Below are 24,593 nucleotides of genomic sequence, written 5' to 3' on the forward strand. Positions count from 1 at the left end.
TTGATGGGGGCGCTGGAGTCGCTGGAGCCGCTGAGTAGTCCTCAGCTTGCGCTCCCGGGCCTTCTCTCAGGGTCGGGGATAGAGAAAGTGACTAGGTTTATGACATGTGAATATTATTCACCCTCAGTTTTTTGTCATAAACCTAGTCACTAAGTCTGGGGGGGGGAGCCGGGGTCCGCCTTAAAGGGATAGGAGCCCGCTCTACTCAGGCCCCTATCCCAACTACAAAACCACCGTGAACTAATGGTGCTTGCGGTGGGAAAGCGAATCGACGCTCTGGCCCTTCTGCTCCAGCTGCGTGAGCAGCACGTCGCGGACATCGCGGCGGCGGACCTTGCCCATCTGGTCGCGAGGAAGTTCCTCCAGGTGGAAGAATGCGCGCGGCACCTTGTACCGGGTCAGGTTGTCGTAGCAGTGGTCGCGGTAGGCGTCGGAATCCAGTCGGGCGTAGTCAGCAAGGGTGATGGCGGCCACGACCATCTCGGAGCCGTCACTCTTCGGGAGGCCGACGACCGTGGCATCGGTGATGTCTGGGTGGGAGAGCAGTACTTCCTCGACCTCGGCCGGGTAGACATTGAAGCCACCGGTGATGATGACCTCCTTGATGCGGGCAACCAGCTTGATGAAGCCGTCCGACTCCATGACTCCGACATCGCCGGTGCGGTACCAACGATCGCCAGCGGGAAGCTCAGCAGGCCCATCGGTGAAGGACTTCTCCGTTGCCTCCGGGAGGTTGAGATAACCGGCGAAAACCTGTGGGCCTCGGACGATGACCTCGCCCTCCTCGCCGTCAGCGCGGAGCTTGGTGGGATCTTCGGGGTCAACGATGGCGACCTCGGTGTCAGGGAATGGCAGGCCAACGTAGCCCGGGCGGCGGTTGCCGTCCATCGGGTTGCCGACGATAATCGGTGACGTTTCGGTGAGGCCGTAGCCTTCGACAAGACGCCCGCCAGTGAGTTTCTCCCACTTCTGCACAAGGGAAACCGGCAGGGTAGCAGCACCGCAGAAGGCGAACTTCACGCCGGAGAGGTCGACATTATCGCGCTCGGCGGCTTCGACAATCTTCTCGTAGAGAGTCGGCACACCAGGCACCCATGTCGGGCGATTGTTCTTCATCACCTTCATAATCAGCGGAATCTCCGGTGCCGGCACCAGCACCAGTTCAGCGCCAATCAGCATGGACAAGTTGGTGACAATGGTCAGGCCGTAGGCATGGAACATCGGCAGAACGCCGAGGGAGATTTCCCGCTCCTTGCCAAGGCCCGGCACCCAGGCCTTGCCCTGCAGAATGTTCGCTACCAACCCCTGGTGACTCAACTGTGCGCCCTTTGGCGATCCCGTGGTGCCAGAGGTGTACATCATCACTGCAGTGTCATCGGCAGTGATGGATTCATCGGCCTGGAGGTCGTGGCCGTCTCCGCCGACGGCGTCGTGAAGCAAAGCGTCAAAACCCATGACCTGCGGTGCGGAGGAGTGCAGCTTAGCGCGGGCGGCGCGGAGCTTCGGCAGCGGGATTGACAGGGCGGTGCGCATGACAAACGGCAGGTCCTGCAGCATATTGACCGCGATGATGGTCTCGAGCGGGGTGTTGTTGCGAAGGTCTTCAAGTACGGGGACGATCTTGTCCCAGCAGATGGCAAAGCGGGCGCCGTGGTCGTTGAACGGGTGGCGCAGTTCGTGGGCGGTGTAGAGGGGGTTGTGCTCTACGGCAACAGCGCCGAGGTGCAGAACTGCCCAGTAGGCGATGACGTGCTGCGGGCAGTTCGGCATGAGCAGTGCCACGCGATCGCCTTTGCGTACGCCAAGTGCGCGCAGGCCGGCGGCAACGCTGCGAACCTTGGCATCCAGCTCGGCGTAGGAGGTGGAGCGACCGAAGAAGGTCAATGCCTTGCGGCGCGGGTGGTTGCTCAGAGTGTGGCGGTAGACGTCTAGGAGGGTGTCGAAGTTGTAGTCGATGTGGGGTGGGGTCCACTCCGGATACAGGTTCAGCCAGGCCTTGGAGGCCGCAGCGTTGGGTGTGGAACCGTGAGCTGGGGCGGAGTCATTTGCAGCGTGTGAGCTGGATGTATCGGCCATGGGGTCCTCCTAGGTTTTTGTTTAGCACCTGACTATGTCGTGAGGTGATAATAACCTACGACGTAGTAGGTATCGACCTCTATTGTGCCGTACGTCGCACTGCGATGCCGGAATTCCAATACACGTATTTGAGGTACTCATTTGCGGGGTTGCCCCTGGCATAGGCACTCTGGGCAGTATGAGCGAAACATTTCCGGCGGCAACGGCGGGCGCAGACGCGGCCACCTCTAACACCCCGGCGTGGCCGAACCGCATCGCGATGATCTCCATGCATACCTCTCCGCTGGAGCAACCGGGCATCGGTGACGCTGGTGGCATGAATGTCTACGTGCTGCGCACCTGCGAGGAGCTGGCGCGACGCGGTGTGAAGGTGGATGTTTTCACCCGCGCCACGCGTTCCAGCGATGGACCGGTGATTCAGGTCAGTGAGAACTTCCGCGTCATCAACATTGTGGCTGGTCCCTATGAGGGGTTAGAGAAGTCAGACCTGGCTACGCAGATGCCGGCCTTTGCCGGTGGGGTCATTGAATTCGCCCGCAAACAGGGGATTGAATACGACCTGATCCATTCGCACTACTGGCTCTCTGGCCAGGTGGGGTGGCTGCTGTCGGATTTGCTTGACATTCCGTTTGTGCACACGGCGCACACGCTGGCGGCAGTGAAGAATCTCCATCTGGCGGAGGGAGATACGCCGGAGCCGGAGTCTCGGCGTATCTGTGAGCAGCAGATTGTGGACAATGCGTGCCGGCTCATCGTCAACACAGATGCCGAGGCTAAGCAGCTTGCGGATCTCCACGATGCCGACCCGTGGCGCATCAATGTCGTGCCGCCCGGGGTGGACGTGGAGCTCTTTTCGCCGGGCAGTGATCGTGCCACCGAGCGGTCCCGTCGTGAGCTGGGCATCCCGTTGCACACTAAGGTCATTTTGTTCGTCGGTAGGCTGCAGCGGCTGAAAGGCCCGCAGGTATTGCTGCGGGGTGTCGGTGAGCTCATGCGTCGCCATCCCGCCACTAATGTCCGAGTGATTATCTGCGGTGGACTTTCCGGTTCTGGGCTGCATGCGCCCGACGAATTCACCAATCTCGCCGCGGAAGAGGGGATCGACCACCTGGTCCGTTTCATGCCCCCGCGCCCGCCGCAGGACCTGGCGAAGCTCTACCAGGCCGCAGATATTGTCGCCGTGCCCAGTTACAACGAAACTTTCGGGTTGGTGGCGATGGAGGCTCAGGCCACTGGCACTCCCGTTGTCGCGGCGAATGTCGGCGGGCTCTCCATCGCTGTCGACGATGGGGTCAGCGGTTTGCTTGTCGACGGTCACGAGCCCGCAGCCTGGGCCGATGCCCTCGGTCGCCTGGTGGAGGACGACGAGCTGCGCATTAAGTTGGCCACCCAGGCGCGTGAGCACTCCTTGGAGTTTTCCTGGCAAAAGACCGTGGATCGGTTGGCCGATGTCTATCATCGAACCGAACTCCAAAAGGAAAATTGTCCCGGCTCTATCCGGGATGCGGGCGGCTCCCGGTAAGTTTCGTTAGCTTCAGTATCGCCAGGGCCGTAACCACAAAAACAGGGAGATGATTCACGATGAGCACGGACATCCAAGTACAGCTGAAATCCCTCGGTGAGCAGCTGGAACGCCTCGGTGTCGAGCATGGTATTGCAGACAATGCCGCCGTGGTGGTCCTGCCTGGTAAGAAGAAGCTCAAGACTATCGTCGGCCTCATCCCGGCGCCGGACTCCCTGCGTGTTGAAGCCTTCGTCTGTCGCGCGGTCGAAGAAAACCACGAGGCCGTTTACAAGTGGTTGCTACAGCGCAACCGTCGTCTGTTCGGCATCGGTTACACCATCGATGCCGCCGGCGACATCTACCTGGTCGGTCAACTGCCCGCTGAGCTTTCCGACGATGACCTCGACCGTCTCCTCGGTCAGCTGCTGGAGACGGCCGATGGGGACTTCAACCAGATCCTCGAACGCGGCTTTGCATCGGCAATTAAGCGTGAGTGGGAGTGGCGGGTTGACCGTGGGGAAAACCTGGCCAATCTGGAGCAGTTCCGCCACATGGTTGAGTAGCCGGGGGTAGCAACCCACATAGCGGGGCAACGAACGGCGGGCTTTCCCGTTTTGGGGCACAATTAGGGGTATGAGCAATGGAAAACTGATTCTTGTCCGTCATGGCCAGAGTGAGTGGAACGCATCCAACCAGTTCACGGGCTGGGTCGACGTTGCACTGACCGACAAGGGCCGCGCTGAGGCAGTACGTGCCGGTGAGATGCTCGTAGAGGCAGGCCTGAAGCCGCAGGTTCTCTACACGTCGCTGCTGCGTCGCGCAATTAACACCGCACACATTGCCCTGGATACCGCTGACCTGTTGTGGATTCCGGTTATCCGTGACTGGCGTCTGAACGAGCGCCACTATGGTGCTCTGCAGGGTCTGAACAAGGCAGAGACCAAGGAGAAGTACGGCGAGGACCAGTTCATGTCCTGGCGTCGCTCCTACGACACTCCGCCGCCGGAGCTGTCGGATGACAGCGAGTTCTCGCAGGCTAATGACCCGCGTTACGCCAACCTGGATGAGGTTCCGCGCACGGAGTGCCTCCTGGACGTCGTGAAGCGTTTCATTCCTTACTTTGAAGAGGAAATCCTGCCGCGTCTGAAGGCCGGTGAGACTGTCATGGTGGCAGCTCACGGTAACTCCCTGCGTGCACTGGTCAAGCACCTGGACAACATCTCGGACGAGGACATTGCCGCTCTGAACATCCCGACCGGTATCCCGCTGGTTTACGACTTTGATGCTGAGGGCAAGGTTTTGAACCCGGGTGGCACCTACCTGGATCCGGAAGCTGCAGCTGCAGGTGCTGCTGCTGTTGCTGCTCAGGGCAACAAGTAAAAATGTAGGTGTTTGATAGGCCGATAAGGGGCGCAGCCAAGTGGGGCTGTGCTCCTTGGTCTATTTAGAGCTAGCTAGCGCACTGATTTTCAGCGCGCGCGGATTGTGAAAAGAGCTTAGGGTAAGACCCGTGTCAAAAATCATTATCGCCGCTCTATTAGGTGCTGCGGTTATGGCAGCTGTGCTGATTCTTGGTGGAGTTGTCTCGGGTGCCTATAACGCCGCTCGGCGTCAGAAGAGCGACGAGGAAAGTTCAATAACCACCATGGCGCAGGTCATGCACCTGGCCATTCAGAAGTCTCCGACGGGTGTGGTGGTCGTTGACATCTCACGTGATTTGATTTTGTCGAACTCCATGGCGCACAAGTTAGGGCTGGTCTATGAGCGCCGCCTCAATGACGTGGGCTGGGAAGCTGCGCTCAAGGTCTTTGACTCGCAGGAGGACCAGGAGCTAACGCTGGTGCTGCCGTCGCGCCGGGCGGGGGCGCCGGACACAATTGTCCGCTGTCAGCTAACTCCGTTGTCGCTGGTGGACGACCGTTTTGTGGTGATTTATGCGGCGGATGTCTCCGAACAGGCCCGTATGGAGGCCGCGCGACGTGACTTTGTGGCTAACGTTTCCCACGAGCTCAAGACTCCGGTGGGGGCCATCAGCCTCTTGGTCGAGGCGCTGAATGAAGCTACCGACGACCCGGTTGCCGTGCGTCACTTCAGTGAGAGCCTGACGCAGGAGTCCAAGCGGATGTCGACCATGATTACGGAACTCATCTCGCTGTCGAAGCTGCAGGGGGCAGAGCCGCTGCCGGACATGTCTCCCGTGAAGGTTGAAGAGATTGTCCAAGGAGCTGTGCGTCGTAACCAGATGCTCTCGGAGCAGGCGGGTATTGAAATCACCGTTGACTATGAGCCGGATTTGGTGGTTGAAGGTGAACGCAGCCTGCTGATCACCGCGGTGTCCAACCTGATTTCAAATGCGATCAACTACTCGCCAGAGGCCACGCCTGTATCTGTGACTGCGGTCAAGGAGGATAACGACACCGTCGCTATTCGCGTCACTGACCGCGGGATTGGCATTTCCCAGGCGAACCAGAAGCGCATCTTCGAGCGCTTCTTCCGTGCGGATAAGGCACGCTCGCGGGCGACAGGCGGTACCGGTCTGGGCTTGGCAATTGTTAAGCACGTTGCAGCGAATCACAAGGGAACCGTCAAGCTGTGGAGTCGGCTGGGCACAGGATCGACCTTCACCATTGAGCTCCCGCTGATGGAAAAGAACGGTTCCGCGTCGAATGATGGCGATGTATCTGCACGTTTGCCAATCGGCCACACCCAGCCTGCGGGTAAAATTGCGGCTAAGAAAAACGCGCAGCGCGGTACGGGCAAAACCCGTGGCAAGGATAAGGATTCCCAGAACAAGGATTCCAAGGAAGGAATGAAGTAATCCGTGACTGAGGTACTTATTGTCGAAGACGAGACGGCTTTGGCGGAGCCGCTTGCGTTTCTGCTGCAGCGCGAAGGATTCGAGGTGCGGATGGCCGCTGACGGCCAGGAAGCACTTGCAGAATTCTCCAAGGCAGAACCGGACATTGTGCTGCTGGACCTCATGCTGCCAGGTATGAGTGGCACCGAGGTCTGCAAAAACATCCGCTTAAAGTCCTCTGTCCCAGTGATTATGGTGACCGCCCGTGACACTGAGATTGACAAGGTCGTCGGCCTCGAAATTGGTGCGGATGACTATGTGACCAAGCCGTATTCCTCTCGGGAACTTATTGCCCGTATCCGGGCTGTGCTGCGCCGCGGTCGCCACGACGACTCCGACGATGTCGAGGATATCTACGAGGAGGTCTTGCGCGGCGGCCCGGTCGTGCTGGACGTCGAGCGCCATGTAGTCACCGTTGACGGCGATGATGTCGCAATGCCGCTCAAGGAATTCGACCTGCTGGAGTACTTGCTGCGCAACCGTGGTCGTGTGCTAACCCGTGGCCAGCTCATCGACCGCGTCTGGGGCTCCGACTACGTCGGCGACACCAAGACGCTGGACGTACACATCAAGCGCCTGCGCTCCAAGATCGAGCGCAATCCTTCCTCGCCGGAGTTCCTGGTCACCGTTCGCGGCTTGGGTTACAAGTTCGAGGACTAGCTCAGCAGACTGCTGCCGACAATCTCCGCCGTCGGTCTGAGAAACCCCGACTTAAACCTCGTCCGGCGCCAGCCCCTCGGCCGCTGCGCGTGTGGCCGGGTGAATCGCCAGCAGTGGGTAGCCACTCGGCCCGAAAGCCTTGGCCGCGCCCGCTATTTCTCGGGCACGGCAGTGCTCCGCCAGAATTTCGTAGCACTCTTCGCCGATGAGCTCTATTAGCTCGGACTTGTGCGTGCGCCACACCGGCTCGCCACCGGTATGTGTGGCCGGCGCGCCCGTGCAGAACCATTCAAAGTCCTCGCCGCCATCGCCCCAGGCACGACGATCGTATTCGGTAATGGTCGTGCGCAGAATCTCCTGGCCGTCCGGGCGTTCCTCCCAGTCCTCCAGTCGGCGCAGCGGCACCTGCCAACACACATCCGGCTTGACCTTTACGGGGTCAATGTCGTTGGCCATCGCCCATTGGTGGATGGCACAGCCCGCACCATTGCGCCATCCGTCACGGTTGGCAAAAATGCAGGCATTCTTCACGACCTTCGTTTTCAGAGCAGGCTCAGGCTCTCCGTTTTCGTCGTCAAGCTCGTCCCACACTAACCACGGTTCCAACGGTTCGGAGGGGTCGGTTTCGTAGGTTTCAAGCCACTTCAGAGTTTGTTCGGGGCGGTTCTGCCACCACTGGGGCTCTGCGGAGTCGCCTTCCATTCGCTTTACGACGTCAATAACCCTCTCGCGGTCTTCTTCGTCGGTGATAAAGGCGCCATGGCCACAGCATCCGACATCCGCGTTCGCGGAGTCGATGCCCTGGCAAGCGGAGGTGCCGAAAGCGCATTGATAGGAGCTCATCAACCAGGTTAGGTCGCAGGTGATGATATGTTCTGGGTCCTCCGGGTGGGCGAACTCGAACCACTCGCGGGGAAAGTCATAGGCGACTTCAGCGGGAGACGGTTGCGGTCCACGACCGGGGCGGGGGTGGGGTTGATTCACACCAATACACCGTAGACCGTCTAACCTACTAAGAGTGAGATTAGGTGTATTAGATGTAGGTAGTAATACCGTCCACTTGGTGATGGTGGACGCCCGCCGGGGCGGACATCCGACTCCGATGAGCGATTCCAAGTCGACGATGAAGCTGGTCGAGTACCTGGATAAGGACAACAACCTGTCCAAGAAGGGCATTGACAAGCTGACGGGCTACGTCGCTGAATCCAAGGAATTGGTTGAGCAGATGAAGTGCGAAGAGATGATTAGCTTCGCCACTTCAGCTGTTCGCGATGCCACGAATGCGGACGAGGTTCTCGCCCACGTTGAGAAAGAAACTGGCATTAAGCTGCAGATTCTCTCCGGTGAGGATGAGGCTCGTCTGACCTTTTTGGCAGTACGGCGCTGGTACGGCTGGTCTGCTGGTCGTCTAATCAACCTGGATATCGGTGGCGGTTCTCTTGAGCTGACGTCGGGTACTGATGAAGATCCGGAGGCCGCGTACTCGCTGCTGCTCGGTGCGGGACGGTTGACCCACGAGTGGTTCGAGACCGATCCGCCGGAGCGCAAGAAGATTGACCTGCTGCGCGATTACATTGATGCTGAGCTCGCTGAGCCAGCGCGTCATCTGCGTACGCTTGGTGAGCCGGACTTGGCTGTCGCCACCTCGAAGACTTTCCGCACTCTCGCCCGCCTGACCGGTGCGGCGCCTTCCGCCGCTGGTCCCAGGGTTAAGCGCACTCTGACTGCCGCTGGTTTGCGCCAGTTGATTGCGTTTATTTCCCGCATGACGGCGGCTGACCGTGCTGAACTTGAGGGTGTTAGTGCGAATCGTTCTCACCAAATTGTCGCAGGTGCTCTCGTTGCAGAGGCTAGTATGCGAGCATTGGGATTAGAGAAGGTCGAGATTTGTCCTTGGGCGCTGCGCGAGGGCATCATCTTCCGACGACTGGACAGTGACCTATACGGAAAGGGTTGAGATGAGCGAGGAAAAGCTCACCGTTGCCGAACTGCTGGCGCGGCGGCAGAAGGAGGGAGCCCCCTCTGAACCACCGCGGCGCCGCCGTCGACGCAGCCTTGAAGAAGGCGGTGTGTCCGTTCAGGAGCTCACCGGCTCAATCCCTCGTGTAAAGGCCGACGAACCGCGACGTGGTGCTCACGCTCTTTCCAACGCAGACGACGACCAGACGACTACGAGCGATCTGCTTGCCGACGAAGCTGCGGCCAACGCCGCCGAAGAAGCGCAGGCAACCGAACCGGAGGTAGAAGCTCCGGAGCTCTCGGAGGCTGTCGCTGAGCCAGTGGTAGTTGCTGAAGGGGCGGATTCGTCGGAGCATGAGGTTCAAGCTGAGGCCGAGGCTGAAGCTGCTGCTCAGGAAGAAGAGGAGTCGGAATTAGCTGAGGCTGACGCCGAGGTCGCTGAGGCCGAAGCTGACGACGTTGAAGCTGACGAGGTTGCCGAAGTTGCTGAAGAACCGGCTGCACCGGCAGCTCCGCAGCAGGAGCAAGCCGCGCAGAGCACACCAACTGCGCAGCCAGCAGCCCCTGCGGTGCCATTGGCAATTCCGATGGAACCCCGTCCGGTCATGGTCAACTCCGAACGTTCGGAGATTACCTATACCTTCACCGAGCTGCGTGACATGGCAGACGAGTCGCAGCAGCTTGGGGAGCCGGGGCCAGTCGCTCGTGCAGTACTCACCGGTTCCAACGCTTACGACGACCGTCCGACTGCCTCCATTCCGGTTGTCCAGGACAAGGTCGACGAAGCGTCTGAGGCATCCGTTGAAACGGATGGCGTCGACGGTGAACAATTTGCTGAGGCTGAAGCTGCTCAGGAAACCGCTACCTTCGAGGCTGCCGACGCTGACGCCGATACCGGTGCAGCTTCCAAGGCGGCAGTGGCAGCCGCTGTCGCTCCTGAAGTTGCACAGGCAGAAGACACACAGGCCGATATCGAGCAGGCCGAGGACGCCCCCGCTGAGGCTGCACAGGTCGAGACCACACCGACCCAGGCCGCAGCTGACGAGAAGCAGGCGGAGCCCCGGGACGTCGTTAAGCGTGAAGAATCCAAGAGCTCCAAGGGCAAGGCCGTCGCGCGCGATGGCTACGCCGAGGACAATTCCCTCTCGGTGCCGTTGCTGCTAATCCAGGTCTTCGTGGGTCTGATTGCTGGTGCATTGGTGTTCCTGGGCTTCACCATGGCCTGGTCGTCGCTGCCAAAGATTGTGGTTGTCATCATGGCTCTCGTGGTCGCTGGTGGCTTCGCGGGAATGGCGAACTACCTGCGCCGTGAGAAGGACAAACTGACACCGATTCTCGCAGGACTTGTCGGTTTGGCGCTGACATTTGGCCCCTGGATTCTCTTCCAGTTGTAGTGGGGTCAACAGAATAATCATCACCTGATGCAGGGGTCGGAAGCGTAGTTTTCCGGTCCCTGCATTCGCATGTGTGGGCCAGTTTTGGCACACTTAGCGTCCATGACAAGAATTGCTGTAATTGGTGGCGGAAAGATTGGTAGCGCACTCGTCGGTGGTCTCATCGACGGTGGTGTCTCGCCTTCCTCGATTTATGTGGTGGGGCGCACCAAGGAGAGCCTGGCCGGTCTGAAGGAGACCTACGGCATTGTCGATGCCGACGACCCAGTAGGGGCCGTCGACGGTGCCGACGTGGTGTTCTTGTGCGTAAAACCGTACTTGATTATCGACATGCTCGAGCAGATTGCCGACGTGCTCGATGACTCTGAGGTCGACACCATTGTGGTGTCGATGGCGGCTGGCATCACGCTGGACAAGATGGAAAGCGTCTGTGCTGTCGGTACTCCGGTGATCCGCGTCATGCCGAATACCCCGATGCTGGTGGGCAAGGGGGTCTGTGCAGTCGCGCCGGGCCGCTTTGTCACGGAGAGCCAGACCGACGAGGTTGTCGAACTGTTGAAGAAGGTCGGCAGCGTTGAGGTTGTCGATGAGTCGCTGATGTCTGCAGTCACTGCAGTCTCGGGCTCCGGTCCGGCTTACTTCTTCCAGTTCGTCGAGGCGATGACCGACGCGGGTGTGAACCTGGGGCTCAAGCGTGATCAGGCTAAGCGTCTGGCGTCGGCTACGGCTGCTGGTGCAGCCGAGATGATGATGCAGGAAGGTGCGGACCCGACTGCGCTGCGTGCCGATGTCACTTCGCCGGGCGGTACAACAGCTGCGGCCACCCGAGTTTTCGAGGAAGAGGGCATTCGTCGCGCGGTGCATCGTGCGCTGCAGGCTTGCTATGACAAGGCCAACGAGATGGGTAAATAAGCATTTCGCCGAGTAGAGGCGGGTGTACAAGTAACCCCAATATTTGGGGCATTGGAAATGGTCAGGGGCAGTAGCTAATCCGATACGCAGGGACGATGGGTTAGTCACAACTGTCACACCATTCGCCAATGCCCCTATTTTTTATCAAAAATCGCACCGGCACCTTGCCTACCGGTAGGATATGAAAAGCACGTGCGTGTCACGATTTTCTGCAGGAGGGGAAGCCTGCAGCGCGTCGCGTGCGCTGAAGGGAATATTTACTAATGCAGAATGCAGATAAAGGCACCTTTCTGACCGTTGCAGAAGTTGCTGACATCATGCGCGTATCCAAGATGACCGTCTACCGCCTGGTTCACGCTGGCGAGCTGCCGGCAGTGCGCGTTGGCCGTTCTTTCCGCGTCCATGAGTCCGCAGTCAAGGAATACCTGGACTCCTCCTTCTACAACGCGGGTTAATTTTTTCTGCCTTTAAGCGGGGCTGTTTGACCTGAACGCATATGTCCCCGCTATGATTAATCCGATTAGTACATGGTGCTGTGCTGCGCCCCTGTTTCCTATCGTCTTCAAGTCATGAAGTATCTAGCTGTGAAGGCGGAAGGAAAAAGGGCGTGACATCTCGGCGGTTGTAAGGCCGCATTGAGTACGCCGCCATTGTGCAAGAAAAGAAATTTCCGTCAACGAATAGCGAGGTCGAGCCGATGGGTTCCGTCATTAAGAAGCGTCGCAAGCGCATGTCGAAGAAGAAGCACCGCAAGATGCTTCGCCGTACCCGCGTGCAGCGTCGTAAGCTCGGCAAGTAAGCCAGCATTCCTGCCGTTATCGCAGGAGCGCGCGTGCAGCGTCGCGTACACGTTTTAAAAGCAGAACCCGCCCGGTCTCGTTGAGATAGGGCGGGTTTTGTCGTTGGGGGGGGGCTAATCACGGGCTGCCGATTACGGGCTGCAAATGTGAAACTGTAGGAGTTTATGACACTTTCAGGCCATTTTTCGAGCCATTTTTGTCATAAACGCAGTCACTAACTCTCGAGTGCGCCTAGCAGCGCTTAACTTTCCTTGTTCGCGTCCCACAGTCGCTTGCCGACGAGTCCCGCGCCCCCGACAGCTCCTGCCAGCAGTGCTCCGATCGAGAGCCACCGCATCGTGGCGAAGGTTGCGGAGCGGAAGTGGCGATAGTCGTAGATAGTCCACCCCATCTTCTGGGCGTAATTCCGCAACTTGCGGTCCGGGTTGATGGCCACGGCGGTGCCCACCATGGACAGCATGGGAATGTCGTTGGCGGAATCTGAGTATGCCGTGCAGCGAGACATATCCAACCCGGAAGAGGCCGCCAGAGCTGCCACCGCGTGCTTTTTGCCCGGGCCGTGGAGAATATCGCCTACCAGGCGGCCAGTGAACTTGCCATCTTTGACCTCGGCGACCGTACCAAGGGCGCCGGTCAGTCCGATGTGCTTAGCGATAACCTGGGCCAGCTGCACCGGGGTGGCGGTGACCAGCCAGACCTCTTGGCCAGCCTGGATATGTAGTTCCGCCAGATCGCGGGTGCCCTGGTAAACGCGGTCGCTGATCTTTTCTTCAAAGATTTCTTCGCCGAGTTTGACCATTTCATTCACATCGTGGCCGGCGAAAAACTCCAATGCCTGTTCACGGGCCTTAGCTACGTCGGCAGCGTTTTCCGCGCCTGAGATTCGGAATTTCAGCTGCTTCCAAATCATGCCGGCCAAATCACGCTTCTTGATGAAGCCGCGCTCGACCAAACCCATGGCAAAGAGGAAGATTGATGCGCCTTGGACAAGCGTGTTGTCCACATCGAAGAAAGCGGCTGCGCCCTGATCGCGTTCGACACCTGGAATGGGCTGCGAGAGCACACGTGCACCGCCAGCGGCATCTTCGGCACCAGCTACACTGCGAAATCCCGTAGCCAGTTCTTCGCCGCCGACGTCGTAGACCTCGCCGAGAGCTTCCAGTGCATTGGCAGCCGCTGCAGCACCAGCTTCCTCCTGTGCTTCATCATTGAGCGGAGCGAGAACTACCTGCTCGAGGAAGTTGCGGACGTTACCCTGCGAGGACGCAAGGTCACCCAGCATGTCGATGGGGAAGGGGGAGCGGTTGTCGGCACTGAACTCACTCACGGCACGAAAATCTCTTTCCACGGTGTATGCAACCGACATCCGTTATCGGAAGCTCTTGTTGAATAGTATCCGCTCTTTAGGCAAAGCTGCGCGCTGAGATTCAAGGAGCGGATGGGGCAAGGATAAGAAGAGTCACTTTTGCAGGGGAAGTGTGGGGAGGGGGACGTCGTAAAGCGAAACAGTCGACCTTTAGACTGGCCGTTATGGTGACTGTGACGGTGATGAGTAGGAAGACGTGCGGTTCGTGCGCCCGAGTGATTGCGCAGATTGAGCCGCTAGTTCGGGACCAAAATGCGCAGTTCCAGGTGGAAGATGTCGATACCGATCCGAACTTGGCCATGGAATTTGGCGATCGCGTGCCGGTGATTTTGGTCAATGATGAGGAGATCGCTTGCTGGGAAATCGATGATGATGAACTCCTGGAAGCGATAGCGGAGGCCGAATAAGTTCGGGAGACAACTCTGCCGAACTGCTAGGAGCTGCGGAGACATGGCAGAATGTGGAGTAGCGGCAAAGAAGTAGGGGAGTGCTGCGAACATCGAGGTAGAGACTAAGTAAAGTATGCCTTTGTTGTGACGAGATGGCAGAGTTGTCTAGCGTTAACAGTCATAGCTGTGTGAAAAAGCCCGTAGCGGGGCCTGTGAAGGAGCAATAGAGCGGTGATTGAGCGGTGAGTGTGCTTCTCGTCGGAATGTCGTACCGGTCTGCACCGGTGACCCTTCTTGAAAAGGTCTCCGTCGGTGAAACTGAGCGAGAGGCCATTTTGGCTCGGCTGGTCGCGGATGAAGCGATCAGCGAAGCGATGCTGTTGTCGACCTGTAACCGCGTTGAGTACTACGTGGTGGCCAACGGCTTCCACTCTGGGCTATCGGCCGTGGTCCGTGAAATTGTCGGTCGTACTGGGCTCGAACTCGATGAACTGACACCGCACCTCTATGTGCGGTACGCACAGGCCGCAGCGGAGCATGCCTTCTCGGTGTGTGCTGGTCTTGACTCGATGGTGCTGGGGGAACAGCAGATTATCGGTCAGCTTCGCAATGCTTACCAGGAAGCGGACGAAGCCGGCACCGTCGGTCGCATGCTGCATGACTTGGCGCAGAAGGCGCTGCACACAGGCAAGCGAGTCCACAGCGAAACACTGATCGATAATGCGGGCGCATCGATGGTCTCCGTGGCCATCGACGAGGCGATTGCTGCGCTGCATCCTGGGTTCAACTCTGGTGTTGACGTCGCTGAGGGTACCGATATTCTGGCCGGACGTTCGGCCCTTATCCTCGGCGCCGGTGCGATGAGTTCGCTGGCCGCCAGTTACCTGGGGCGCTGCGGCATTGATCGTCTGATTATTGCCAACCGCACCGTTGACCGGGCGCAGAACCTGGCTAACCACTCGATCGAAGCGGGCATCCCCGCTACTGCTATTGCGTTGCATGATTTCGCTGATGTCCTCGATGATGTGGACATTCTCGTCAGTGCCACCGGAGCCATGACGCCAGTGGTCTCAGCTGCAGATGTTGTCGACCACGGCCCGCTCGCCATCGTCGATTTGTCTATGCCTCGCGACGTCGCGGAGGTTGTCTCCGGGCTTGAGGGGATCGCACTCTTCAACATCGAATTGCTGCAGATGACTCGCACGGAGGTTCCGGGTCGTGATGATGAGGCTGCAGCGCGCGACATTGTGGCCGAAGAGTTGGAGTCCTACCTCACGGCGCAGCGCGCAAGCGAGGTAGCACCGACTGTTCGTGCTCTGCGTGAGCGTGCGGCAGATGTGGCGGCGGCTGAGCTCGCTCGCTTGGAGGCGAAGACACCGGGTCTTACTCAAAAGGAACGTCGCGAGGTCGAATCCACGGTTCGCCGCGTCGTCGATAAGCTCTTGCACGCGCCAACGGTGCAGGTCAAGAAGCTTTCTAGCCAGCAGGGTGGTGGCAACTACGCGCTTGCCCTGCAGAAGCTCTTCGACCTGCCCCTATCCACCCCCTCTGGCCTGTATGCTGACACCGATATCCCCGCAGATCTCATGGTAGAGGGCCGAATTGGGCGGATGCAGGGATTTGAGCAGTATGGTCTTGACAGTAGTGCCATCATTGAAGGCGTTGCTGAAACCACCAAAAATTAACACCCGGAGGGAAACATGCCTGACCCAGCGACTATTCGTATCGGTACCAGGGGCTCGGAACTGGCCACGACACAGGCCGGTCACGTCCGTGATGCACTGATTGAGCTGGGACAGCCTGCAGAGCTGGTGATTGTAAAGACCGCCGGTGACCATAACCGCCACGACCCGGTGGAAAAGATTGGCATCGGTGTCTTCACCCAGGCGCTGCGTCATGCACTCCGCGAGGGGGTGTGCGACATTATCGTGCACTCGTTTAAGGACCTGCCGACCCTGCCGGAAGACGACATGATGGTCGCAGCCGTGCCGGAGCGCGTCGATCCGCGAGAAGCGCTGATTTCCCGCGATGCCACGCCGCTGATGGACCTGCCTGAGGGGGCTCGTGTGGGTACCTCCGCGCCGCGTCGTGTCTCTCAGTTGCGTGCGCTGCGCTCCGACCTGGAACTTGTACCACTGCGTGGAAACATCGAAACCCGCATGGGGCGCGTCTCTGAGGACTTGGACGCTGTCATTCTGGCTCGCGCTGGGCTGGAGCGCACGGGTCGCCTCGGAGAGATTGCGGAATCCCTGGACGTGGACGTCCTCATACCGGCCCCGGCTCAGGGCGCCCTGGCGCTGGAGTGCCGCACTGCTGACCGCGAAATTGTGGATATTCTGCGCAAGATTGACCACCCGGTGTCCCATGCCCGCGCTGTCGCTGAGCGCGCGGTACTCAATGAGCTGGAAGCGGGCTGTACCGCTCCGGTCGCGGCCTACTCAACCGTGAGCGACAGTGGTGAACTCACCCTGCAGGCGGGGGTGTTCGCACTCGACGGTTCGCGTCAGTTGCTCGAGACCGCTACCGCAAACGTGGATAAGGCCGATGAGCTTGGCCGGAAGGTTGCGGCGGCCCTGCTCGAACGGGGTGCTCATGAGGTAATGGGCGATACCCTGCGGGAATCTCAAAAGTAGCCGGTTAGTTAATTTGGCTCAAACCCTTTATGCTAATAGGCCTGTATGCATGCCGTTGGGATAAGGGTTTCCTTCGTGTGCTCGCATGTGAGATTCAGGTGTCCACCTGCCCCTCACATGCGTTGGCGCATGTCCGCTTTCTTCCTTAGAGACTCATCGGCACGAAAAGTGAACAACCAATAGAAAAGAAATCACTCCGCAACGATGAACACCTCCCTCCCCTCAGCAACGGGACGCATCCTGTTCGTCGGCGCTGGTCCTGGAAATCCCGACCTGCTGACGCTTCGCGCCCGTGAGATTCTCGCAGACACCGCTATCGCCTACGTCGACGCCGATGTCATGCCGGGGGTTCGAGAGCTCGTCGCAACCGATGTGCCTGTTCCTCCCGAGCTGCTGAAGGAAGCCGAGGAAGAGTACGAGCGCATGTGCGCCGCAGCCAAGGCCAAGGGATCTCGTCGTAAGCCGCCGCGTCCGGCACCACCGACCGCCGCAGATCTGCGCACGCCTATCGACGATCCCAAGAAGATGGCAGAATTGCTCGTCGAGGAAGCCGCTAAAGGCAATGACGTGGTGCGTTTGGTGGCAGGCAATCCGCTGACCAACGATTCGCTGCTGGCCGAAATCAACGAGGTCTCGCACGCCGATGTTGAGTTCCAGATCGTCCCTGGCATGTCCGTGCCCTCCACCGTCCCGGCATTTGCCGGTATCGCGTTGGGCTCGACGTACACGGAGACCGATCTCGATCGCGCCGATGTGGACTGGGACGAGCTGGCCCAGGCACCGCAGCCGCTGGTACTGCAGGCCGTGCAGGACGACCTGTCCGCCATTGCAACTGAGCTCGGCGAACGCGGCCTGCCGTCGTCGTTGCCGGTGTCGGTGACTGTCAACGGTACGACTCGTCTGCAGCGCACCTACGACGTCACGCTGGGCACCTTGGCGCAGCTCTCGGGTGACCTGACCGGTCCGCTGGTGGTCACGCTTGGCAAGGGTGTGGACAATCGTTCGAAGTACTCATGGTGGGAAAACCGCGCTCTCTACGGATGGAAGGTGCTGGTCCCACGTGCCAAGGCGCAGGCAGGCCCGATGAGTGCCCGTCTCGTTGCGCACGGCGCCATCCCGATTGAGGTCCCGACCATCTCAATCGAGCCACCGCGCAGCCCGGCGCAGATGGAACGCGCCATCAAGGGGCTTGTCGACGGCCGTTACCAGTGGGTTGTCTTCACTTCCGTCAACGCCGTCACCGCAGTGTGGGAGAAGTTCCAGGAATTCGGCTTGGACGCGCGCTCCTTCGCTGGGGTCCGCATCGCAGCCGTCGGCCATCGCACCGCCGCTGCCATCCGCGATCTCGGCATCACTCCGGAGCTGCTTCCGGATGACACTCGTCAAAATGCCGCGGGCATTGTCGACGTGTTCCCGGAGTACATCGAGGATCTCGATCCGGTCAACCGCGTGCTGCTGCCGCGCGCCGATATCGGCACCGATGTGCTTGTCGACGGTCTGATTGACCTGGGCTGGGAAGTTGATGATGTGGTCGCTTACCGTACCGTGCGGGCAGCGCCACCGAGTGCGGATATCCGCGACATGATTAAGTCCGGTGGCTTCGACGCAGTGTGCTTCACCTCGGGGTCGACGGTGAAGAACCTGGTCGGCATCGCGGGTAAGCCGCATGCTCGCACCATCATTGCCTGCATCGGGCCGATGGCCGCAGCCACGGCTCGCGAGTACGGCCTGCGGGTAGATGTCGTGCCGGAGCGCGCAAGCATCCCGGAGCTGGTGGATGCGCTGGCAGAGCATGTTGCGCAACTGCGGGCGGCAGGGCAGCTGCCACCACCGCGCAAGAAGCGTCGTCGTTCGCGTAAAACCAAGGACTGAGCAGGGGCGTACCGGAGCGAGTTCGCGTTTTGATTAAGGTTGTCTTTATGACTACATCTGGAGCTTCTGAATCATCCCGCGAAATCGATCTCGAACAGTTTGGATTTCCTCTCCCGATTCGTCGCCCACGCAGGCTGCGCACCAACCCGGTGATGCGTGCGATGACGGCGGAGACGACACTGACTCCGAAAAATCTCATCCTGCCCATGTTTGTTGCAGATGGGATTGATGAGCCGAAGCCAATCAGCTCCCTGCCCGGGGTAGTGCAGCATACCGAGGACTCCCTGGTAGAAGCTGTGCGCGAGGCTGTTGAGGCAGGTATCTCGGCAGTTGACCTCTTCGGTGTCCCGCTGGATGCGGACAAGGACGGCGAGGGCTCTGAGTCCTGGAATCCGGAGGGCGTACTCAACCGTGCCCTGCGTCGTCTCCGCGACGAGTTCGGGAATGACATTTTGATTATGGCCGACACCTGCCTGGATGAGTTCACTGACCACGGCCACTGTGGTGTGCTGGGCAAGGACCGCTTCGGCAACACGGTCGTTGAGAATGACCGCACGCTGATTAACTACATCAAGATGGCCGTTGCGCAGGCCGACGCCGGTGCCCATATCGTGTCCCCTTCGGGCATGATGGACGGCCAGATTGCCGCAATTCGCGAGGGCTTGGATGCCGCTGGCCATGAGGATGTCTCCATCATGGCGTACTCGGCAAAGTACGCCTCCGCCTTCTACGGTCCATTCCGTGAAGCTGTGGGCAGCTCGCTGCAGGGTGATCGCCGTACCTACCAGCAGGATCCTGCAAACCGTCGTGAGTCCCTGCTTGAAGTGCAGCTCGACGTTGACGAAGGTGCGGACATGGTGATGGTCAAGCCGGCCATGAGCTACCTGGACATTCTGCGCGAGGTCGCGGATATGTCGCCGGTGCCGGTTGCCGCCTACCAGGTCTCTGGTGAGTACGCGATGATTCACGCCGCTGCCGCCAACGGGTGGATTGACCTGGATGCTGCGATGATGGAGGCAGTACTGAGCATTCGCCGTGCCGGTGCGGAGCAGATTTTGACCTACGCAGCGGTGGACTTGGCGAAGAAGCTGCGCGCCCAGTTCTAATTCGCTCGGGTGAACGTGCAGTAGCAAATATCGAGAAGTGGACGGATGACTAAAGAAGAGAAGAAGCCCGCAATTCCCGAGCAGGTCGAGGGAGCTAGGCAGGCGTGGCGGGTTACGGCCGTGTTGCAGCTGCTCGTCGCTGCGGTAGCTACGGTGACCTACTGGCTGCATCCGGAAATGCTGATGAGCCCCTCAACCGCTAAGGAGAATTTCCCGGGTTTCAGCGAGGGCCAGATTGATGCTGCCATGAAGGCGACTATCGTTATCGCGTTCTTTTTCGCAGTGGGGCTTTGCATCGCGTTCTTCGCCATTATCGAGCGAATGCGCAAGGGGAGCGAAGGTGCTCGCACCGTGCTGGTTATCGGCTCGCTTTACCTGGCACTGTCGGCGCTGATGTCCTTCTTCTCTTCTACGGCTTCAGAATCGGGAGTGCCGGCATCCCTCGTTCTTATCAGCGGAATTGTGCGAATCGCCTCGGCCACTGCCGCGGTAGCGGGTCTAGTGCTCGCCGCTTCGAAGGAATCCAAGGACTACTTCGATCATCAGCGCCCGTCGAAACCGTGGACCCCGTCCGCTCCGGAATCGCATCTGCCGAGAGCGTCGAAGCATGGCGCTGATCCAAAGCGGCAACAGCAGCTGGGCCAGTCACAGCCCAAGCAATCCAAGCAGCCTGAGGAGTCCAAGCGATGATGTCCCTGCCGAGTCGGCCCTGGCAGTGGGTGCTCTTCGTCGCGCTCATCGCCCAGATTGTCCTGAGCTTGATACTGGTCACCGGCGACTATTCGCAGGCTCCCGCCGCCGTTGGCCGCGATATCTACATCGTCGCCGGTGTGACGCTGGTCTGCTCGCTTATTGGTAGCGGCTGCTTGCCGACGGCCACTGAGTTCAAACTCTCCCGGAACTGCCTGCTCATCATGGTGATTATCACGGCTCTCGCCATGTTCTTTGCCATTATGGCTGGAGCGCTGACTGTATGGGTTATCGCGCCCAGCCTGGCGATGGCGTGTGGACTACTGTTGCTCTATCGTGAATTAGCGCTCACGCGCGCCAACCAGCCACAGGATTAGACGGAAAGTTTCAAAGGCCATGAGTGACACCGGTGAGTTTGATTTCTCTCTGGACAATCGCGTTGAACAAGCGATTGTGGATGCCAAGGTCGCTGCTCGTAAGGCATTGCCACGAAGCCGTCAGGACATCGACGAAGAAAGTGCCCATCAGCGGCTTGCACACCGCAGAGGCCAGTCCAACACAGCTTTCGCACTCATCCTGGAAAACTTGGAAAACGCCGAGAGCGCTGAGCGTGCTGAGCATGTTTTGGAATCCTTTCCAGATGTGACCGCCTCTGTGGTCTACAAGCCCGGACGCGCGTGGATTACCGCGCCCGATACCATCGATCCGAATCAGTTCATCGAAGCTCTCCGCGAAATTGGGGTCGAGTCGTACCTCACGCGCAGCACGCTTCGGCGTCGTGCAACTCGGCTGGATGTGTCACAACATCGCCGTCCCGCTGTTCCGGCTGCCGCTCAACAGAATGAGGAGGAGCGCATTCGCCGTCGTGAAGCGGCCTTGCGCCGAAGCGGCGGTGGCGCGGAAGTACTGTTCACGGCGCGTGAACTGGTGACCAAGCAACGCTTTTGGGGAAGCCTGTTCCTATCGATTCCGGTGCTGGTGACGTCGTTGAACGTCAACTGGCAGTTCCCGGGTTGGCAGTGGATGTGTCTTGTGCTGACCACGATTGTGGTGTGGTGGGGTGGTTGGCCGTTCCACCGGGCAATGGCGGCGTCCCTGCGTCGGCGGATGTCGGCGCTGGATGGGGCGAGCTCCATTGCCATCCTGCTGGCGTGGCTGTGGTCGCTAGCGCAGCTTATCTTTGGTCCCGCGGGACAGATTGGATATACCACTGCGCCCACTTGGTTTGCTTTCAACTACCGGGAAAGCGCCTCGGCAGAGGTGTTTTTCGACGTTGCGTGCGGCCTGACTGTGCTGTTGCTAACAGGTCGCATGTTTACGCGCTACAACAAGGTGCGTACTGGACAAATCTTGCGCAACCTGCGCATTCCAGCTGAGCGAAACGTGACAGTCGTGCGCAAGAGCGCTAAATCCGCGGAGCCGAAACGGGTGGAGGTGACGGTCGCGGAGCTCAATATCGGTGATGACATCGTGGTTCCACCGCACTCGGTGATTCCGGTTGATGGCTCAGTCATCGGTGGTGCGTCCACGATGGATGCGCAGCTACTCGGTATCGGCGTTGAACCGCAGAAGGTCAAGGTCAATTCCAAGGTTTGGGCCGGTGCAATCAACCTGGATTCGGAGCTCAAGGTGCGCGTGGAACGCACCGGTTTCAAGACCCGGGCGTCATCGATAGCGCGCTGGCTTCGTCAAGCGGTTCGAGAAGAAACGGTGATGCACCAGACCGCAGTGCACTCGGCATCAGAGCTGGTGCCATGGACGCTGTCGTTGGCGGGCGTGGCTTTTTGCGGCTGGTGGCTGGCGACTGGCACGATGAGCGGTGCCCTCGCGGTGGCGCTGGCTATGCTCTCGGGCATCGCGCCGGTGGCATTGGCAATGTCTACGTCGACCGTGCAGCGCATCGGGATTCTGGCCGGTGCTAGTAACGGAATCTTGATTCGTGGCAATGAGACTTTCCGAAAGCTGGCCGCTGCCGATGTGGTGATTTTTAACCGAGTTGGAACGCTGACCGAGGGTGACACCCACGTGCTCGGTGTCGCCGCTGAGCGCAATGAAAATCCGGATCTGGTTCTGCGTGTGGCGGGCGCTCTCATGATGGAGAGCAACCACCCGGCATCAGCGGCAATCGTGCGCGCGTGCCGTGTATCCCGCGACGCCGGTTCCGGCGGTGGCGAGGTGCCGCACTGGATTGAGACTGTACACGTCGCAATTGCGGAAGACGGTGCGTTCGTTGGCCAGGTAGAGATCCCGGTGAAGGACTCGGACGACAAGTTGGAGATGCGCTTTGTTGAGGGGCGTGTTTGGCGTCCGCGTGATCTCACTGCACTCAGCGAGAAAATGGCCGTGGCTGCGCTCAGTGGCGGTACTCCGATGGTGGTGTCGTGGCGTGGCAAGGTCCGTGGTGTCATCACCATTGGTGAGGACATTAAGCCCGATGCGGTCGAGAGCATTGACCAGCTTGAGGATATGGGCGTGGACACCATGATGATCACGCGAGATCCGTATCCAGTAGCCCGTCGTTTTGCTGACCGGCTGAATATCTCACGAGTATTCGCGGGCATCATTGCCTCCCGCAAGGCCATTGCGGTGCGTTCGGTCCACAGTGACGGCGAGACTGTCGTGATGGTTGGCGACAAGGACATCCGGGACTCTCTGCGTGCCGCTGACGTGGGTGTTTTGATGGACAACACCGAAGGCAATCAGAATCTTGATGTTGATTACGCCGATGTCGTGGCACTGCGTAACAACGTGTTGTCGATTCCGGAGGCCATTGAAATCGCACGTGCTGTGGTGCGGATGATGGACTCCAACATCTACTTTGCGTGGTTCTACAACGTTGCGGTCATCCTGCTGGGTATGACCGGTATGATTCACCCGCTGCTGGCATCGCTTTTGATGATTTTCTCCAGCTTGTGGATCGACTGGCGATCCCGTCGAGTGTCCTCTCGCCGCAAGCATCTATTCAGGGTGAAGCTGGGACGTTGGTAGGGCAGGGTAGCCCTTCATCCGAGTGGCCGTCTACGATGGTCACCGTGACTCAAGACATTAATGCTCCTCATGTCCCAGAAAACGTTGAGCTCACCGATCGTTCGGCAGAGTTCTTTACGCAGGCTCAGGCAGTGACGCCGGGTGGCGTGAACTCGCCGGTCCGCGCCTTCGGTTCCGTCGGTGGCACCCCACGTTTCATTGACCACGCCGCGGGCTCTCGTCTCGTGGATGTTGATGGCAACGAATATGTGGACTTGGTCTGCTCGTGGGGTCCAATGATTCTGGGCCACGCGCACCCGGCAGTGGTGGAGGCCGTTCAGAGCGCCGCCACTCGCGGTTTGTCTTTCGGCGCTCCGACGACGGCTGAGACCGACCTGGCTCGTCACATCGTTGAGCGCACGTCGGTAGATGAGGTGCGTCTGGTCAACTCCGGCACTGAGGCCACTATGTCCGCAGTACGCCTGGCTCGCGGTTTCACTGGCCGTTCCAAGATCATCAAGTTCGCCGGCTGCTACCACGGTCACGTGGACGCGCTGCTGGCATCGGCCGGTTCCGGTGTCGCTACTTTTGGTCTGCCGGATTCGCCGGGTGTCACCGGTGCATCGGCTGCCGACACCATTGTTGTTCCTTATAACGACATTGAGGCCGTCAAGGCCGCATTCGCTGAGAACCCGGGCGAGATTGCCTGTGTCATCACTGAGGCGGCAGCGGGCAACATGGGTACCGTCGCACCGCAGGACAACTTCAACGCGAAGTTGAAGGAAGTCTGCCACGCAGACGGCGCACTGCTGATTCTCGATGAGGTCATGACTGGCTTCCGCGCTTCCTACAACGGCTGGTACGGCATTGATGGTGTGGCCGGTGACCTGACCACCTTCGGCAAGGTCGTCTCCGGTGGTCTGCCGGCAGCTGCCTTCGGTGGTCGCCGCGACGTCATGGAGTACTTGGCTCCGAACGGTCCGGTGTACCAGGCAGGCACACTCTCCGGTAACCCGGTCGCTATGGCAGCTGGACTGGCCAACCTGGAAAATGCCACGAAGGATGTCTATGACACCGTCGCAGCCAACGCAGATCGCCTGGCCACGATTCTGTCCGACGCCCTGACCAAGCAGGGCGTGGCCCACCACATTCAGCGTGCGGGCACGATGCTCTCGCCACGCTTCGCTGAGGGCGAGGGCCATAACTTTGAGCAGATGCAGGCAGCGGATACTTTCCGCTACCCGGCTTTCTTCCACGCCCTACTGGCCAATGGTGTCTACCCGCCGGCTTCTTGCTACGAGACCTGGTTCGTCTCCGCTGCGCTGACCGACGCCGACTTCGAAATCATCGAGCGTGCAGCAGCCCGCGCGGCCGAGGCGGCGGCAGCCGCCAAGCCGGAGTAGGTGAC

The 24,593-nt window shown here is 59.6% G+C and carries 22 protein-coding genes; 19 read left to right on the forward strand and 3 right to left on the reverse strand.

The window, feature by feature from the left end; translation table 11 throughout:
• Positions 1-240: 240 nt before the first annotated feature.
• Complete coding sequence (locus CRD18_RS08925; RefSeq protein WP_083295712.1) at positions 241-2,076, reverse strand: long-chain-fatty-acid--CoA ligase; 1,836 nt, start codon at positions 2,074-2,076, stop codon at positions 241-243.
• A 259-nt stretch (positions 2,077-2,335) separates the two neighbouring features.
• On the opposite strand from CRD18_RS08925, the gene mshA reads away from it, so the two are divergent.
• The 5 genes from mshA (at position 2,336) to CRD18_RS08950 (ending at position 7,097) form a co-directional block, all read left to right on the forward strand.
• Positions 2,336-3,598: a D-inositol-3-phosphate glycosyltransferase gene (mshA, locus tag CRD18_RS08930; protein ID WP_172620248.1), complete on the forward strand. Its 1,263-nt coding sequence runs from the start codon at positions 2,336-2,338 to the stop codon at positions 3,596-3,598.
• A 59-nt stretch (positions 3,599-3,657) separates the two neighbouring features.
• Entirely contained in the window at positions 3,658-4,143 is a 486-nt protein-coding gene (locus tag CRD18_RS08935; RefSeq protein WP_048732346.1) for a YbjN domain-containing protein, read from the forward strand.
• A gap of 70 nt (positions 4,144-4,213) precedes the next feature.
• Positions 4,214-4,960, forward strand: coding sequence for a phosphoglyceromutase (locus CRD18_RS08940; protein WP_016421977.1), 747 nt, complete (start codon positions 4,214-4,216; stop codon positions 4,958-4,960).
• 130 nt (positions 4,961-5,090) lie between these two features.
• Positions 5,091-6,398, forward strand: coding sequence for a cell wall metabolism sensor histidine kinase WalK (locus CRD18_RS08945; RefSeq protein ID WP_070827649.1), 1,308 nt, complete (start codon positions 5,091-5,093; stop codon positions 6,396-6,398).
• A 3-nt stretch (positions 6,399-6,401) separates the two neighbouring features.
• Positions 6,402-7,097, forward strand: a complete 696-nt coding sequence (locus CRD18_RS08950) for a response regulator transcription factor (protein ID WP_016421979.1) — start codon at positions 6,402-6,404, stop codon at positions 7,095-7,097.
• Between the two features lie 51 nt (positions 7,098-7,148).
• Here CRD18_RS08950 and CRD18_RS08955 read toward each other — a convergent pair whose 3' ends face one another.
• Entirely contained in the window at positions 7,149-8,081 is a 933-nt protein-coding gene (locus CRD18_RS08955; protein ID WP_016421980.1) for a hypothetical protein, read from the reverse strand.
• 34 nt (positions 8,082-8,115) lie between these two features.
• On the opposite strand from CRD18_RS08955, the gene CRD18_RS08960 reads away from it, so the two are divergent.
• From CRD18_RS08960 to CRD18_RS08980, 5 genes are all read left to right on the forward strand, one after another.
• The gene (locus CRD18_RS08960) at positions 8,116-9,054 is read left to right on the forward strand and encodes a Ppx/GppA phosphatase family protein (protein ID WP_161798518.1); all 939 of its coding nucleotides are present in this window, start codon (positions 8,116-8,118) and stop codon (positions 9,052-9,054) included.
• A 1-nt stretch (position 9,055) separates the two neighbouring features.
• Positions 9,056-10,450, forward strand: coding sequence for a hypothetical protein (locus CRD18_RS08965; protein WP_070827650.1), 1,395 nt, complete (start codon positions 9,056-9,058; stop codon positions 10,448-10,450).
• Positions 10,451-10,552: 102 nt separating this feature from the next.
• Positions 10,553-11,362 carry a pyrroline-5-carboxylate reductase gene (proC, locus tag CRD18_RS08970; protein ID WP_016421983.1) on the forward strand — a complete coding sequence of 270 codons (810 nt, stop codon included), beginning with the start codon at positions 10,553-10,555 and terminating at the stop codon, positions 11,360-11,362.
• A gap of 263 nt (positions 11,363-11,625) precedes the next feature.
• The gene (locus CRD18_RS08975) at positions 11,626-11,817 is read left to right on the forward strand and encodes a helix-turn-helix domain-containing protein (protein WP_005509751.1); all 192 of its coding nucleotides are present in this window, start codon (positions 11,626-11,628) and stop codon (positions 11,815-11,817) included.
• A gap of 242 nt (positions 11,818-12,059) precedes the next feature.
• Positions 12,060-12,161 (forward strand): 30S ribosomal protein bS22, encoded by a 102-nt coding sequence (locus CRD18_RS08980; protein ID WP_003855542.1) that lies wholly within the window; start codon positions 12,060-12,062, stop codon positions 12,159-12,161.
• A 242-nt stretch (positions 12,162-12,403) separates the two neighbouring features.
• Here CRD18_RS08980 and CRD18_RS08985 read toward each other — a convergent pair whose 3' ends face one another.
• Positions 12,404-13,528, reverse strand: coding sequence for an HAD family phosphatase (locus CRD18_RS08985; RefSeq protein WP_016421984.1), 1,125 nt, complete (start codon positions 13,526-13,528; stop codon positions 12,404-12,406).
• 164 nt (positions 13,529-13,692) lie between these two features.
• On the opposite strand from CRD18_RS08985, the gene CRD18_RS08990 reads away from it, so the two are divergent.
• The 9 genes from CRD18_RS08990 to hemL all read left to right on the forward strand — a co-directional run bounded on the left by CRD18_RS08990 (position 13,693) and on the right by hemL (position 24,588).
• On the forward strand, positions 13,693-13,935 hold the full coding sequence (locus CRD18_RS08990; protein WP_016421985.1) for a glutaredoxin family protein: 243 nt from the start codon (positions 13,693-13,695) through the stop codon (positions 13,933-13,935).
• 224 nt (positions 13,936-14,159) lie between these two features.
• Positions 14,160-15,602: a glutamyl-tRNA reductase gene (locus tag CRD18_RS08995; RefSeq protein ID WP_083324574.1), complete on the forward strand. Its 1,443-nt coding sequence runs from the start codon at positions 14,160-14,162 to the stop codon at positions 15,600-15,602.
• 15 nt (positions 15,603-15,617) lie between these two features.
• Positions 15,618-16,550, forward strand: a complete 933-nt coding sequence (gene hemC, locus CRD18_RS09000) for a hydroxymethylbilane synthase (protein ID WP_016421987.1) — start codon at positions 15,618-15,620, stop codon at positions 16,548-16,550.
• Between the two features lie 204 nt (positions 16,551-16,754).
• Positions 16,755-18,422: a bifunctional uroporphyrinogen-III C-methyltransferase/uroporphyrinogen-III synthase gene (locus CRD18_RS09005; RefSeq protein WP_070546360.1), complete on the forward strand. Its 1,668-nt coding sequence runs from the start codon at positions 16,755-16,757 to the stop codon at positions 18,420-18,422.
• Positions 18,423-18,469: 47 nt separating this feature from the next.
• Positions 18,470-19,528, forward strand: a complete 1,059-nt coding sequence (gene hemB, locus CRD18_RS09010) for a porphobilinogen synthase (RefSeq protein WP_049172406.1) — start codon at positions 18,470-18,472, stop codon at positions 19,526-19,528.
• A gap of 45 nt (positions 19,529-19,573) precedes the next feature.
• On the forward strand, positions 19,574-20,218 hold the full coding sequence (locus tag CRD18_RS09015; RefSeq protein ID WP_016421990.1) for a hypothetical protein: 645 nt from the start codon (positions 19,574-19,576) through the stop codon (positions 20,216-20,218).
• Positions 20,215-20,595 carry a hypothetical protein gene (locus tag CRD18_RS09020; RefSeq protein ID WP_016421991.1) on the forward strand — a complete coding sequence of 127 codons (381 nt, stop codon included), beginning with the start codon at positions 20,215-20,217 and terminating at the stop codon, positions 20,593-20,595. The genes CRD18_RS09015 and CRD18_RS09020 overlap by 4 nt, the downstream gene beginning before the upstream one ends.
• 19 nt (positions 20,596-20,614) lie before the next feature.
• Positions 20,615-23,206 carry a cation-translocating P-type ATPase gene (locus tag CRD18_RS09025; RefSeq protein WP_016421992.1) on the forward strand — a complete coding sequence of 864 codons (2,592 nt, stop codon included), beginning with the start codon at positions 20,615-20,617 and terminating at the stop codon, positions 23,204-23,206.
• A 35-nt stretch (positions 23,207-23,241) separates the two neighbouring features.
• Positions 23,242-24,588 (forward strand): glutamate-1-semialdehyde 2,1-aminomutase, encoded by a 1,347-nt coding sequence (gene hemL / locus CRD18_RS09030; protein ID WP_016421993.1) that lies wholly within the window; start codon positions 23,242-23,244, stop codon positions 24,586-24,588.
• Positions 24,589-24,593: the final 5 nt, after the last annotated feature.

The sequence above is a fragment of the Corynebacterium sp. LK31 genome (assembly GCF_014335015.1).
In the GTDB taxonomy this organism is placed as follows: domain Bacteria; phylum Actinomycetota; class Actinomycetes; order Mycobacteriales; family Mycobacteriaceae; genus Corynebacterium; species Corynebacterium jeikeium_D.

Coding starts and splice junctions, on each gene's coding strand:
- CRD18_RS08975 (WP_005509751.1), top strand. CDS start 11,626: ATGCAGAATGCAGATAAAGGCACCTTTCTGACCGTTGCAGAAGTTGCT.
- CRD18_RS08965 (WP_070827650.1), top strand. CDS start 9,056: ATGAGCGAGGAAAAGCTCACCGTTGCCGAACTGCTGGCGCGGCGGCAG.
- CRD18_RS09015 (WP_016421990.1), top strand. CDS start 19,574: ATGACTAAAGAAGAGAAGAAGCCCGCAATTCCCGAGCAGGTCGAGGGA.
- mshA (WP_172620248.1), top strand. CDS start 2,336: ATGATCTCCATGCATACCTCTCCGCTGGAGCAACCGGGCATCGGTGAC.
- CRD18_RS09020 (WP_016421991.1), top strand. CDS start 20,215: ATGATGTCCCTGCCGAGTCGGCCCTGGCAGTGGGTGCTCTTCGTCGCG.
- CRD18_RS08980 (WP_003855542.1), top strand. CDS start 12,060: ATGGGTTCCGTCATTAAGAAGCGTCGCAAGCGCATGTCGAAGAAGAAG.
- proC (WP_016421983.1), top strand. CDS start 10,553: ATGACAAGAATTGCTGTAATTGGTGGCGGAAAGATTGGTAGCGCACTC.
- hemC (WP_016421987.1), top strand. CDS start 15,618: ATGCCTGACCCAGCGACTATTCGTATCGGTACCAGGGGCTCGGAACTG.
- hemL (WP_016421993.1), top strand. CDS start 23,242: ATGGTCACCGTGACTCAAGACATTAATGCTCCTCATGTCCCAGAAAAC.
- CRD18_RS09025 (WP_016421992.1), top strand. CDS start 20,615: ATGAGTGACACCGGTGAGTTTGATTTCTCTCTGGACAATCGCGTTGAA.
- hemB (WP_049172406.1), top strand. CDS start 18,470: ATGACTACATCTGGAGCTTCTGAATCATCCCGCGAAATCGATCTCGAA.
- CRD18_RS08925 (WP_083295712.1), bottom strand. CDS start 2,076: ATGGCCGATACATCCAGCTCACACGCTGCAAATGACTCCGCCCCAGCT.
- CRD18_RS09005 (WP_070546360.1), top strand. CDS start 16,755: ATGAACACCTCCCTCCCCTCAGCAACGGGACGCATCCTGTTCGTCGGC.
- CRD18_RS08940 (WP_016421977.1), top strand. CDS start 4,214: ATGAGCAATGGAAAACTGATTCTTGTCCGTCATGGCCAGAGTGAGTGG.
- CRD18_RS08935 (WP_048732346.1), top strand. CDS start 3,658: ATGAGCACGGACATCCAAGTACAGCTGAAATCCCTCGGTGAGCAGCTG.
- CRD18_RS08985 (WP_016421984.1), bottom strand. CDS start 13,528: ATGTCGGTTGCATACACCGTGGAAAGAGATTTTCGTGCCGTGAGTGAG.
- CRD18_RS08990 (WP_016421985.1), top strand. CDS start 13,693: ATGGTGACTGTGACGGTGATGAGTAGGAAGACGTGCGGTTCGTGCGCC.